Here is a 12,771-nt window from a genome sequence, read left to right as displayed (position 1 = left end):
GTCCTATGCCTGCCTGCTCAGCCGCATCCTCGCCGGCTCCTCCGCGACGAGTTGATCGTTGCTAACATCGGCGTCCCCGGTGATCTGGTCGATCGGCTTGGGCCGGCCGAGGAAATAGCCTTGCGCCTCGTTGCAGCCTTCGACCTGCAGGATGGTGAGCTGGACATGCGTCTCGACGCCTTCGGCAAGCACCGGAATGTCGAGGCTGCGGCCCAGCGTCAGCACCGCCCGGATGATGGCCTTGGCCTGCGGGCTTCGCTCGACGTCAGCCATGAACGAGCGGTCGAGTTTGATCTTGTCGAAGGGAAACGAGCGCAGCGTATCGAGCGATGAATAGCCGGTGCCGAAATCGTCGATCGCGATCGTCACCCCCAGCGCCTTGATCTGGCGCAGGACATGCAGCGTGCGCACCTTGTCGGCGACGATCGTCGATTCGGTGAGCTCCAGCTCCAACCGTTTCGGCGACAGCCCGGTCTCGATCAGGATTTGATGGATGAGCTTGGCGAGATCGGCATGGGCGAACTGTACCGGTGACAGATTGACCGCGATCTTGTGGCCATTGCCCCACGAGGCCGCCTGGCGGCACGCGGTCCGCAGCACCCATTCGCCGATCGCCATGATCGAGCCGTTCTCTTCGGCAATCGGGATGAATTCAGCGGGCGGAATCATGCCGTGCACGGGATGGGTCCAGCGCAGCAGCGCCTCGTAGCCGCAGGTGGCGCCGGTCGGGACCGAGGTCTGCACCTGATAGTGAAGCGAAAGCTCGCCGCGGTCGATCGCCTGGCGAAGGTCGGTGGCCAAGGCACGGCGCGCCCGCGCCGTCTCGTCCATGGCGGATTCGTAGAAGCAGACGGCTCGCGTGACGTCGTTCTTCGCCCGGTACATGGCAAGATCGGCATTGCTGACCAGCCGCTCGCGGTCGGCCCCGTCGCGCGGATAGACGGCGACGCCGATGCTGGCGCCCGCGGCGATCTCGAAATCGTCGAGCCGCAACGGTTCGAACAGGGATTTCTCCAGCCGCGAGACCAGCCCGAGAAGGTCCTTCTGATCCTTGAAGCGCTTGATCGCGGCGAACTCGTCACCGCCGAGCCGGGCGACGAATTCGCCCTCGCCGATGAGTTTAGACAGCCTGCGGGCGACGATCTTGAGCGCCTGGTCGCCGGCCGCGTGGCCCCTGAGGTCGTTGATCTCCTTGAAGCGGTCGAGATCGATGACGATGACCGCCGTCATTGTGTCCTCGCCCTCGCATGCCCGGTCGATCTCATGGTCGAGGCGGTCGTTGAAGGAGACCCGGTTGGGAAGGCCGGTAAGGGCGTCGTTGAGGGCGAGATGCTGAAGCCGCTCGAAACTCTCCAGACGGCCACGCTCATCGATCAGATAGCTGGCGAAGCCGGTGGCCGCGACGATCAGGCCGACCACGGCGACGGCGACCGCCATTGCCACCAGAATATCGGGATTGGTGCCTGTGCTGATGAAGGACAGCGGCGTCACCGCCACCGCGGCCATAGCCGTGAAATGCAGGCCGACGATCGCCAGCACCAGCAGCCCGATAGCGAGATAATGCGACCAGCGGTATGGCCGGCGCACGGCATGGCCGACGGCCAAGGCGGAGAACACCGCCGAGATGACCAGTGAGGCCACGACATAGGAGCCGTCCCATTCGACGATGCCGGCAACGTGATAAGCCATCATGCCGGTGTAGTGCATGGCCGAGATCGCCAGGCCGACGACGATGCCGCCCCATTCCGGAGCCAGGCGCCGGCTCTTGCCGGATGCGAGGGTGAAGCCCAGCCCGGTGCCGACGATGGCGATGACGAGGGATGCCATGGTCAGGACCGGATCGAAGGTGATCGGCGCGCCGGGCTGGTAGGCCAGCATGGCGATGAAATGGGTGCACCAGATCGACGAGCCGGCGGCAACCGCGGTCAGGAACAGCCAGCCCTTCATCTGCACGCCGGCGGTTTTCCTCGAACGGTCGAAGAGGCCGATCGTTACCCAGCAGCCGGTGACGCACATCAGCGCCGCCAGCAGGACAAGCCACAGATTATGCTCCATGGCGATGCATGATATAACGCGCATCAAGAACGGCCCGAGTCCGAGGACACCCACGATAAAGCAGGCAAGAAGCCGCCAGGAACATGGTCAAGGCGGCTTTGTCGTAAGTGTTAGCGGCACGGCGTGAAAACTTGATTAAGTCCCTCCAGCAAATGCAGCCTTTGATTGCAGCAGATTGTTTTCGCTGCCGGCCGCCCCCGGCCATGCGCTGGACCAGAAGCCGTGCATGCACGCGTGCTTGCTCGCTCTGCCGTTCCTGCTAAAAGGCGCTGCGACAATCCGTGACGCCCAGGCTGGGGCGTCCGCCATCGACGGAGTAGAAATGTCCAAGGCCAAAGACGTCAAAAAAGTCGTGCTTGCCTATTCAGGCGGTCTCGACACATCCATCATCCTGAAATGGCTGCAGACTGAACTCGGCGCCGAAGTCGTGACTTTCACCGCCGATCTCGGCCAGGGCGGCGAACTCGAGCCGGCCCGTCGCAAGGCCGAGATGATGGGCATCAAGGACATCCGCGTCGTCGACGTGCGCGAGGAATTCGTGTCCGACTTCGTCTTCCCGATGTTCCGCGCCAACACCGTCTATGAAGGCACCTATCTGCTTGGCACCTCGATCGCGCGGCCGCTGATCTCCAAGCATCTGGTCGATATAGCGCGGGAAACCGGCGCCGACGCGATCGCGCATGGCGCCACCGGCAAGGGCAACGATCAGGTTCGCTTCGAGCTTTCGGCTTACGCATTGAACCCCGACATCAAGGTCATCGCGCCGTGGCGCGACTGGTCATTCAAGTCGCGCACCGACCTGATGAATTTCGCCGAGCAGCACCAGATCCCGGTGCCGAAGGACAAGAAGGGCGACGCACCGTTCTCGGTCGACGCCAACCTTTTGCATTCGTCCTCCGAGGGCAAGGTGCTGGAAGACCCGTGGGTGGAGCCGCCCGAATTCGTCCACCAGCGCACCGTTTCGCCGATGGACGCACCTGATACCGTCACCGAGATCGAGATCGAGTTCCTGAAGGGCGATCCGATCGCGCTGAACGGCAAGAAGCTGTCGCCGGCGACCATGCTGGCGGCACTCAACGATCTTGGCCGCGACAATGGCATCGGCCGGCTCGACCTGGTCGAGAACCGCTTCGTCGGCATGAAATCGCGTGGCGTCTACGAAACACCAGGCGGCACGATCCTGATTGCCGCCCACCGCGCCATCGAATCGATCACGCTCGACCGTGGGGCCGCCCATCTCAAGGACGAGTTCATGCCGCGTTACGCTGAGCTGATCTACAACGGCTTCTGGTTCGCGCCCGAACGGCTGATGCTGCAGGCGATGATCGACAAGAGCCAGGAAGAGGTCGAGGGCACGGTGCGCCTCAAGCTCTACAAGGGCAACGTCATGGTCACCGGCCGCAAGTCGAAGAAGACGCTCTATTCGGATGCGCTGGTCACCTTCGAGGACGACCGCGGCGCCTACGACCAGAAGGACGCCGCCGGCTTCATCCGTCTCAATGCGCTGCGGCTGAGGACGCTGGCCGCGCGCAACCGCGCCAAGTAGGGCGGATGCGCGGTTTCGGTCGCTGCCTGGCGCCGCTGGTTGTTCTGGCGACGCCGGCGGCCGGCCAGGAGTTCGACCCCGCCTCTCTCGACCTTCCCGCGCTGATCGAGTGCAGGGCGGACGTTCCGACCTACAACGACTTTGCCCTGTGGCTGTCCAGCGCACCGGGAGCGGTTGAAACGCTTGGCTGGAAGGAAGTTGACTCGGGCAATCCGTTTCTCAGCCAATACGAACTGCCGGCCAAGATCCGCGTGTTCAACCGCGAGACGGGATCGATCGTGTTTACCGCTGCGGGGCCGATGGCCGTGCTCGACGGTGTTGCCGCGCCGGAGCTTGCCAAAGAACTCAACGTCGTCGCCGTTTATTCCACGCCGCAAAAATTCCTTGGCGAGAAGGTCGTTGTCCACAGCACCGAAGAGTCGGAAGGATTGACCTTCTCCACGGACGTCAAGCTTAACGTCTCGACCGTCGAGTCCCACCCCGGCAAGACCCTGGCCGGCTGCTCCTACACGCTCGAAACCAAATAAAAACCCGGCATTCGCGCCGGGTTTTCGATCAAGTCAGAAATGGCCGGGGCCCTTCTGCCCGGTGCATGGTCCGTCAATCGCCGTCGATCGCCGTGGCGATGCGGGCGATGGCCTGCTGATAGACGCTCGCGGAATTCCAGCCGGCAATCGCGCCCATATTCGCACTCGCGCTCGCGCCCGCCCGCCAGCCATGGCCCTTGAGGAAGTTGGCGGTGGAAGCCAGCGCCGTGCCCTTGTCGCGCAGGTTTCCGCCGCCGACGCCATATTTCAGGACGTTTCCTGGCAGGAACTGCGTGTGTCCGATCTCGCCATGCGCGGCGCCAACCGACGAGGCTGACAGCACCCCGCGATCAACCAGCTTCAGGGCTGCGATGGCATGCGGGTAGAAGAACCCCGGGCGGCGGCAATCATAGGCAAGCGTCAAAATGGCAGAGACGGTGTTCTGGTTGCCCATGGCCGAACCGAAGCCGGTTTCCATACCCCAGATGGCGAGCAACACGCCCGGCGACACGCCGTAATTCGCTTCGATCTTGGCGAACAGCGCCGCATTCGACTTTTTCAGCGACCGGCCCTTGGAAATAATCGCCGCGCCGCCGCGCCGCCGCATGAAATCGTCCACCGAGCCGCTGAAAGCCTTGTGAATGCCGCGGTCGACGGAGATCGTCTTGGTCGCGTAGTTCGCCCCGGCCAGAGCGGCCAGCCCCTTGGCGCCTACACCTTCCGACCTGGCCTGCGCGGCAAAATCCTGCTTCCAGGCCTCGAAGCCGGCGCCGGTCTTGCCGCAGCTGGCCGCTGCCTGTGCGCCCGTCGCCAGCGCAAGCACCGCCACCACGGCCGCTGCAAACATCTTTCCCTTGGCAAGAATTGCCATGTTGATCTCCTGGTTGCCTGAATCACGTCCCAATTGCGAACTTGCCAGCGAAACGCGCACTTGTCACTGTCACCGCTGCAATGCTGGCGAATGCCGTGGAATTTGCCTAGGATCAAGTGATTATTGTGGCAGGGGGGCTGCATGCAAGACGTTGATGTCGTCATCATCGGTGCCGGCTCGGCGGGTCTTGCCGCCGCCAGAACCCTGCAGGCCGCGGGGCTTTCCTTCACGCTGCTCGAAGCGATGGACCGAATCGGCGGGCGAGCCTGGACCAGCGACCAGCATTTCGGCGTGCCTTTCGACATCGGCTGCGCCTGGCTGCATGCCGCCGACCGCAATCCCTATTTTCCCGAAGCCCAGGCGGCAGGCTGGACGTTGCATCATCACGACATGAACGTCGATCATCTCTACTACCGCGAGCGCAAGGCGAGCGAAGCGGAAGAAGCCGACATGAAGGCCGCCGACGCAAAGCTGTTCGAACTGCTGGCCAGGCATGAAGTGAAAGACGGAGATGACGATCGTCTTTCGGCGCTTTTGGCAAAAGGCCATGCACCGCGCGCCGCCGCCACCTTCGCCGGGCCGATGGATTTCGGTGCCGACGAGGACGAAATCTCGATCCTGGACTTCCAGGCCGCGGCCGATCTCGACCCGAACTACTTCAGCAAGGAGGGCCTTGGCGCGCTGGTGGCGCGTTTCGGCGCCGGCGTGCCGGTCGAACTGTCGACGCCGGTGCGCAAGATCCTGTGGGACGTGCCCGGCGTCGCCTGCGTCACCGATCGCGGCACCGTCCGCGCCAAAGCGGTGATCGTGACCGCTTCGCCGGCGGTGCTCGCCTTCGAGGAGATCGCGTTCTCGCCGGCCCTGCCCGACACGCATTTCGGCGCCTTCTTCGACCTGCCGATGGGCATGCTGACCAAATTGCCAGTCGAAATATCGGGCACAAGGCTCGGGCTGCAGCCCTTCGACGACCTGCTGATCGAACGGATGGCCAGGCACGACATCTACTTCCTCTGCTTCCCGTTCGACCTTGACTTGATGGTCGGCTTCGTCGGCGGCGATTTCGCCTGGGAAATGTCGGCGGCCGGCGAGGCGGCCGGCATCGACTTCGTCGTCGACCGGCTGTGCGGCATCTTCGGCGGCGATACGCGCAAGCATGTCGGACGCGCCATGATGACCAATTGGGGCGGCGAGCGCTTCGTGCGCGGCGCATATGCCGCGGCCCGCCCCGGCCGTTCACTGGCGCGCGCCGCACTCATGCAGCCGGTGGCCGACAAGATCTTCTTCGCCGGCGAGCATCTGGCCGGCTCGCTGGTCCAGACCTGCGGCGGCGCACGGCTGTCGGGCGAGGCGGTGGCAAGGCAGGTTGTCGCCCAGCTTGCGGCCAAATAGCTTCAGGTAATGTGGAACACCGCGCGGCTGTTCGCGTTGGGCACGGGCCGCCGTGAACATTTGTGTCACCTCCGGTGAATTGAGACCAACATGAAACTCTTCGACTGCCCGCATTGCGGCCATCGCATCTATTTCGAGAACGCCCAGTGCCTGAACTGCGGGAACCCCGTGCTCTACGATCCCGAGCACGCCTGTTTTGCGCTGGCGGGCGTCGATGGCGTCTTCCAGTGCACCAACGCCGATGAATGCGCCTGCAACTGGATGGCGGAACCGGGTCACGCTTTTTGCCGCGCTTGCGTGCTGAACCAGCTGATCCCGGATCTCTCCGTCGACGGCAACCGCCGCCGCTGGATCCGTGTCGAAGCGGCGAAGAAGCGCGCCATCTACTCGCTGCTGGCCTTCGGGCTGCCGGTGGCGCCCAAGCAGAACCCGGCCGACGAGATCGGCCTGGCATTCGACTTCCTCGCCGATCCGATCGGCGGCGGCCCCGGCGGCGAGCGGATTCTTACCGGCCACGACAATGGTTTGATCACGCTCAATGTCGCCGAGGCGGATTCGGCCGAGCGCGAGAAGCGGCGCGTCGAGATGGGCGAGAACTACCGCACCTTGCTCGGCCATTTCCGTCACGAGCTCGGGCACTATTACTGGGACCGCCTCATCCGCGACGATCCGCACAGGCTCGAAGCTTTCCGCGCACTGTTCGGCGACGACCGCGCCGATTACGAACAGGCGCTGAAGGCCTATTATGCCAATGGTGCGCCGCCCGACTGGCAGCAAGGCCACATCTCGGCCTATGCGACCTCGCATCCATGGGAGGACTGGGCCGAGACCTGGGCTCATCACCTGCACATCACCGACACGCTGGAAATGGTGCACGCGCTGAACTTTCCGCTCGGCCGGCTGGAGACGGTGGAGGCCAACGACTTGCCGCGCGGCGACACAGGCGGCGGGTTGCAGGCCGCACCCTCGGAGCCGGCGACCGCGCCCGAGCCTTTCGAAAAGATCCTTCCCCGCTGGCTGGTGCTGTCGGAAGCCTCCAATTCGATCAACCGCTGCATGGGCCTGCCCGACCTCTACCCCTTTGTCATTTCGGACGTCACGGCACGGAAATTGGAATTCGTTCACGAACTTCTGACCGATTTGCCTGGAGAACACGGAACAAATCGTGAGTTGGCGCAGGCGCTTTAGCGGGAACGCATGAGCTGCTGCCCCGTTTTCGCTGGCGAGGGACCATGAAAACGGAGAGAAACCATGAAATCCCTGTTGTTTCCTGCGGTAGCCGGAATGCTGACCGTGATGTCAGGCGCCGCGTTTGCCGATACCGCCGTCTCAGCCGTCACCGATCTTAACGTGCGCGCCGGACCCGGCCCGCAATATCCCGTGATCGGCGTGCTCGCCGCCGGCCAGTCGGCAACGCTCAATGGCTGCATCGAAAACAGCAAATGGTGCACCATAGCCGAGGCCGGCGGCCAGGGCTGGGTCTATTCCGACTATGTCACGGCCGATATCGGCGGCAGCCGCGTGGTGCTGACGGAACGGCGCTCCAGCGTTGCTGTCGTCTCGCCGCCGGAGGACATCGGCAACTACTCGACCGATTATACCGGCGCGATCATCGCCAGCGATCCGGTCGTGGATGACTTCCCCCCGCCTCCGGCTGAAGTCCGCACCTATGTCGACACGCATCGCCTCGATCCCATCTATCTCGAAGGCGAAGTAGTAACCGGCGCGACCCTGCCCGACACCGTCGAGCTGCGCGAGATTCCGGACTACAACTACCGCTATGTCTATGTGAACGGCCAGCGGGCGCTGATCGATCCGCAGACCCGGCGCATCATGTACGTCGTTCGCTGACGACAATTGGCACAAGCGGCCGCTGCGACAGCAGCGGCCGCCAGCAGGCGGCGCTGCCGCGCGTCGCCTCTCCTGCGTCGACGCTGCTCTGAGCGTTGTCCTTTGCGGAAAACGATTCCGATTTTCCAGGCATCGGTTAGTCAATAGGCGATGACTTTGGCAAAGGAGCCCGCGTGACCATCGATCCGGCCGCCTTCGAGCGTTACAGGCATTCGCCGAACGTCCGGACGACCTTGCCGCGCCTGTTGTTCGGAACGGGGATCGTCGTCCTTTTTTGGGCAGCAACCACTGTGGCCGTGCTGGTCGGCGGCACCTATGCCTTCATCGCCTGGCAGGCGACCCCATCATCCGGCATTCAGGGCTTCCTCGCTTCGCCCCTCGGCATCCTCACCGCGCTCGTCTCGTTCGCCGGCATCTGGATCGGCCTGTGGGTCGCGATGCGCTGGGTGCATGGCGAGAAGCTGTCGGCGCTGCTCGGCAACAGCCGACGAGTTTCATGGTCCGGCTTCCTCAAAGGGCTGATCGCGGTGCTGATCACGTCGTTCATATCCGAGGTCCTGCTCTATCTGCTACAGCCGCAGATCACGCGTGGCCCGATCGGCCTGTCGTCCTGGCTGCTGTTTGCGATCCCGATCGCCGCGCTCACTTTGCTGCAGACATCCTCTGAAGAGGTGCTGTTTCGCGGCTATCTGCTGCGCGGTCTCGCCAACCGGTTCACGAGCCCGTTCGTCTGGGCCCTGCCGCCGGCCCTGCTGTTCACCTCGCTGCATTGGAGCGCGAGTTCGTCACCAGCCATCAATGCTTGCGTGCTGGCGTCGATCGCCGCTTTCGCGCTGCTGCTGACGCTTATCGTCTACGCAACCGGCAATCTCGGCGCCGCCCTGGGTGCTCATCTCGGCAACAACCTGACCGGGTTTCTCTTGATCTCGCATCAGGAAAGCTACAATTCCTTCGCCCTGTTCAACGCCAGGCCGCTCGAAGGGCCGGGCTGGGCGACGTCGGATGCAGTCCTCATCGCCTTCATCGGCATCGCCTGCAGCCTGCTGACCATCGTACTGCTTTTGCATCAGCGTTCGCCGCTCAGGGTTGCCGCCGAATTTCCTTAGTCGAGCCGGGATATGCGTCTAGGCTGCTGCGGACTGTGAACTATTCTTCACATATGGATTGACACATCAAGCCTGTGAACTATAGTTCACAGATGGTCGAGGTTCGCCAAACCACCGACTTTCGCGACTGGCTCAACAGCCTGAGGGATAAGCGGGCCGCAGAAAAGATCGCGATCCGCATCGCCCGCGTCCAGTCCGGTCTCATCGGAGACGTGAAGTATTTCGATGGCATCGGCGAACTTCGGTTGGACGTTGGCCCTGGATACCGCCTCTATTTCATCAAGCGCGGCAACGAAATCATTATCCTGCTTTGCGGCGGCGACAAGTCCAGCCAGGGCCGCGACATCAAAAAGGCCATTCAGATGGCCAGGGAGCTATGATCATGGCAATCGAAACCGTTCCGTTTGATCCCGCCGAGCATCTTGGCAGCGCCGAAGGGCAGGCCGAGCTGCTGGCCGACGCCTTTGCGACCGGCGACCCTGGCTATATAGCAAACGCGCTCGGCATTGTTGCTCGTGCGCGCGGCATGACCGCTGTTGCAAAGGAAGCAGGCGTCACTCGTGAAGCTCTTTACAAAGCACTGAGGCCAGACGGTGACCCGCGCCTTTCGACGCTACTGGGTGTCACAAAGGCGCTCGGGGTGAAGATCACAGCCGAGCCGTCTAGTTAATCAGGGTTTCCAAAGACCCCTCGCGCGCAGAATTGTTTGCCCAATTCGCATGCCGGCAACCACTGCCGTGGCTGCCGCACGCCCTGCAATCCGGCCTTGTCTTGACTCCGCGTCCGATTTCCTGTCTACACGCCCCGAATTCCGCGACGAGTATCCCTCCGAGCAAGCCGACCAGGACGCCGAAACCTCTTTGAGGTGAAGTGCTGTAAATCGATCCTGGAGGCCAACACCCGGCAGCGCTGAGCGCCCCCGGGTGCTTTTTGGTTTTGGCTTTTGGTTGGACACTGGGCGCGAACGCATTACCTCTCGGGCATCATCCGGATGCCAGGGAAAAGGAAAACGAATGTTTGAATCGCTACAGGAACGTCTTGGTTCGATCCTGAACGGCCTGACCGGCCGCGGCGCGCTGTCGGAGGCTGATGTCTCGGCGGCGCTGCGCGAGGTGCGCCGTGCGCTGCTCGAAGCAGACGTGGCGCTGGAAGTGGTGCGCTCCTTCACCGACAAGGTGCGCGAGAAGGCCGTCGGCGCTGCCGTGGTCAAGTCGATCAAGCCCGGCCAGATGGTCGTCAAGATCGTCCATGACGAACTGGTCGAGATGCTCGGTGCCGAAGGCGTCGCCATCGATCTCAATGCCCCGGCGCCGATCGTCATCATGATGGTCGGCCTGCAGGGTTCGGGCAAGACGACCACTTCGGCCAAGATCGCCAAACGTCTTTCCGAGCGTCAGAACAAGAAGGTCCTGATGGCCTCGCTCGACACGCGGCGCCCCGCCGCGCAGGAGCAGCTTCGCCAGCTCGGCGAACAGGTCAAGGTTGCCACGCTGCCGATCATCGACGGCCAGTCGCCGGTCGACATCGCCCGCCGCGCCGTGCAGGCGGCCAAGCTCGGCGGCCACGACATCGTCATCCTCGACACCGCCGGCCGCACCCATATCGACGAGCCGCTGATGGTCGAGATGGCCGACATCAAGAAGGTGTCGAGCCCGCACGAAATCCTGCTGGTCGCCGATTCGCTGACCGGCCAGGACGCCGTCAACCTGGCCAAGAGCTTCGACGAGCGCGTCGGCATCACCGGCCTCGTCCTGACCCGCATGGACGGCGATGGCCGTGGCGGTGCGGCTCTTTCGATGCGCGCCGTCACCGGCAAGCCGATCAAGCTGATCGGCACTGGCGAAAAGATGGACGGGCTGGAGGAATTCCACCCCAAACGCATCGCCGACCGCATCCTCGGCATGGGCGACATTGTCTCGCTCGTCGAAAAGGCCGCCGAGAACATCGACGCCGAACAGGCGGCGGCGATGGCCAAGAAGATGCAGTCCGGCAAGTTCGACCTGAACGATCTCGCCGGCCAGCTTCAGCAGATGTCGAAGATGGGCGGCATGGGCGGCATCATGGGCATGATGCCCGGCATGGGCAAGATGAAGGACCAGATGGCCGCCGCCGGTCTCGACGACAAGATGTTCGGCCGCCAGCTCGCCATCATCTCGTCGATGACCAAGGCCGAGCGCGCCAATCCCGATTTGCTCAAGCATTCGCGCAAGAAGCGCATCGCCGCCGGTTCCGGCACCGACGCGGCCGAAATCAACAAGCTGCTCAAGATGCATCGCGGGATGGCCGACATGATGAAGGCGATGGGCGGCAAGGGCAAAGGCGGCGGCCTGATGCGCGGCATGATGGGCGGCCTCGCCTCCAAGATGGGCCTCGGCGGCATGATGCCCGGCGGTATGGGCGGCATGATGGGCGGCGGCATGCCGGACCTGTCGAAGATGGACCCCAAGCAGCTCGAGGCCTTGCAGAAGCAGGCACAGGCAGCCGGCCTTGGCGGCGGCATGAAAGGCCTTCCCGGCGGCGGTGGCCTGCCCAGCGGCATGCCAGGTCTGCCCGGCGGCATGAAACTCCCCGGGCTTCCCGGCCTCGGCGGTGGCGGGCTGCCCGGCCTTGGCAAGAAGAAGTGAGGACGCCATGAATGAAGAGAAGGACATGGCCGACGCCCGCGCTCTCCTGGCCGATTACCGCGCCTCGATCGACAACATCGACGCGGCCCTCATCCACATGCTGGCCGAGCGCTTCCGCTGCACCAAGGCGGTCGGTGTGCTGAAGGCGACACATGGCCTGCCCCCGGCCGACCCGGCACGCGAGCAGCAGCAGATCGCCCGGCTTCGCCAGCTGGCGAAGGATGCCCATCTCGACCCGGATTTCGCGGAAAAATTCCTCAACTTCGTCGTCCGCGAAGTGATCCGCCACCACGAACAGATCGCCGCTTCCAACGGCGTGATGAAAGCCGGCTGAGAAACCAGCCACCAACCGACCAACCAAATCAGCCTTTTTAGGAGAAAATAAATGCCCTTGAAGATCCGACTGGCCCGTGCGGGCTCGAAGAAGCGTCCTTACTACCACGTCGTCATTGCCGACGCCCGTTCACCGCGTGACGGCCGGTTCATCGAGTCGATCGGCTCATGGAACCCGCTACTGCCCAAGGACGGCGAACGCGTCAAGGTCGACGCCGACCGCGTCAAGCATTGGCTGGCGCATGGCGCCCAGCCGACCGACCGCGTGCTGCGCTTCCTCGACGAGGCCGGCCTCGTCAAGCGCGACGCCCGTTCCAACCCGAAGAAGGCCGAGCCGGGCAAGAAGGCGCAGGAACGCGCTGCCCTTCTGAAGAAGGCGCAGGAAGATGCCGCTGCTGCTGTTGCGGCGGCCGCAGCTGCACCGGCCGAGGCGGAAGCCGCCACCGCCGAATAATTGCTCTATTCGCAT

Annotated in this window: 13 protein-coding genes; 11 read left to right on the top strand and 2 right to left on the bottom strand. The window is 63.5% G+C overall.

The features are described 5' to 3' along the window. Positions 1 to 3 precede the first annotated feature (3 nt). Positions 4 to 2,079, bottom strand: coding sequence for a bifunctional diguanylate cyclase/phosphodiesterase (locus tag EOC06_RS06440; protein WP_245469368.1), 2,076 nt, complete (start codon positions 2,077 to 2,079; stop codon positions 4 to 6). A 298-nt stretch (positions 2,080 to 2,377) separates the two neighbouring features. Between EOC06_RS06440 and EOC06_RS06435 the strand changes: the two genes are divergently transcribed. Then, complete coding sequence (locus EOC06_RS06435) at positions 2,378 to 3,601, top strand: argininosuccinate synthase (protein ID WP_127271182.1); 1,224 nt, start codon at positions 2,378 to 2,380, stop codon at positions 3,599 to 3,601. Positions 3,602 to 3,606: 5 nt separating this feature from the next. Next, the gene (locus EOC06_RS06430; RefSeq protein ID WP_128307363.1) at positions 3,607 to 4,128 is read left to right on the top strand and encodes a hypothetical protein; all 522 of its coding nucleotides are present in this window, start codon (positions 3,607 to 3,609) and stop codon (positions 4,126 to 4,128) included. A 73-nt stretch (positions 4,129 to 4,201) separates the two neighbouring features. On the opposite strand, the gene EOC06_RS06425 is transcribed toward EOC06_RS06430, so the two are convergent. Beyond that, positions 4,202 to 4,999 (bottom strand): lytic transglycosylase domain-containing protein, encoded by a 798-nt coding sequence (locus EOC06_RS06425; protein WP_127329335.1) that lies wholly within the window; start codon positions 4,997 to 4,999, stop codon positions 4,202 to 4,204. 141 nt (positions 5,000 to 5,140) lie between these two features. On the opposite strand from EOC06_RS06425, the gene EOC06_RS06420 reads away from it, so the two are divergent. The 9 genes from EOC06_RS06420 to rpsP all read left to right on the top strand — a co-directional run bounded on the left by EOC06_RS06420 (position 5,141) and on the right by rpsP (position 12,756). Beyond that, entirely contained in the window at positions 5,141 to 6,388 is a 1,248-nt protein-coding gene (locus tag EOC06_RS06420; RefSeq protein WP_127271188.1) for an NAD(P)/FAD-dependent oxidoreductase, read from the top strand. A 90-nt stretch (positions 6,389 to 6,478) separates the two neighbouring features. Then, positions 6,479 to 7,576: a putative zinc-binding metallopeptidase gene (locus EOC06_RS06415; RefSeq protein ID WP_127329331.1), complete on the top strand. Its 1,098-nt coding sequence runs from the start codon at positions 6,479 to 6,481 to the stop codon at positions 7,574 to 7,576. A gap of 63 nt (positions 7,577 to 7,639) precedes the next feature. Further along, positions 7,640 to 8,239 (top strand): DUF1236 domain-containing protein, encoded by a 600-nt coding sequence (locus EOC06_RS06410; RefSeq protein WP_127269501.1) that lies wholly within the window; start codon positions 7,640 to 7,642, stop codon positions 8,237 to 8,239. Positions 8,240 to 8,412: 173 nt separating this feature from the next. Beyond that, on the top strand, positions 8,413 to 9,345 hold the full coding sequence (locus EOC06_RS06405) for a CPBP family intramembrane glutamic endopeptidase (protein WP_128307362.1): 933 nt from the start codon (positions 8,413 to 8,415) through the stop codon (positions 9,343 to 9,345). 92 nt (positions 9,346 to 9,437) lie between these two features. Then, a complete protein-coding gene (locus EOC06_RS06400) occupies positions 9,438 to 9,725 on the top strand; it encodes a type II toxin-antitoxin system RelE/ParE family toxin (RefSeq protein WP_127269504.1) in 288 nt (95 codons plus the stop codon). A 2-nt stretch (positions 9,726 to 9,727) separates the two neighbouring features. After that, complete coding sequence (locus tag EOC06_RS06395) at positions 9,728 to 10,015, top strand: addiction module antidote protein (RefSeq protein WP_127269503.1); 288 nt, start codon at positions 9,728 to 9,730, stop codon at positions 10,013 to 10,015. Between the two features lie 343 nt (positions 10,016 to 10,358). After that, entirely contained in the window at positions 10,359 to 11,969 is a 1,611-nt protein-coding gene (ffh, locus tag EOC06_RS06390; RefSeq protein ID WP_128307361.1) for a signal recognition particle protein, read from the top strand. A 7-nt stretch (positions 11,970 to 11,976) separates the two neighbouring features. Further along, positions 11,977 to 12,303 (top strand): chorismate mutase, encoded by a 327-nt coding sequence (locus EOC06_RS06385; RefSeq protein WP_023811329.1) that lies wholly within the window; start codon positions 11,977 to 11,979, stop codon positions 12,301 to 12,303. Between the two features lie 51 nt (positions 12,304 to 12,354). Next, the gene (rpsP, locus tag EOC06_RS06380; protein WP_013528800.1) at positions 12,355 to 12,756 is read left to right on the top strand and encodes a 30S ribosomal protein S16; all 402 of its coding nucleotides are present in this window, start codon (positions 12,355 to 12,357) and stop codon (positions 12,754 to 12,756) included. The last annotated feature ends 15 nt before the right edge of the window (positions 12,757 to 12,771 follow it).

The sequence above is a fragment of the Mesorhizobium sp. M7A.F.Ca.MR.362.00.0.0 genome (genome assembly GCF_004023175.1).
Classification (GTDB): domain Bacteria; phylum Pseudomonadota; class Alphaproteobacteria; order Rhizobiales; family Rhizobiaceae; genus Mesorhizobium.
The sequence above is the reverse complement of the archived record's forward strand: the minus strand, read 5'-3'. Positions and strand labels throughout refer to the sequence as shown.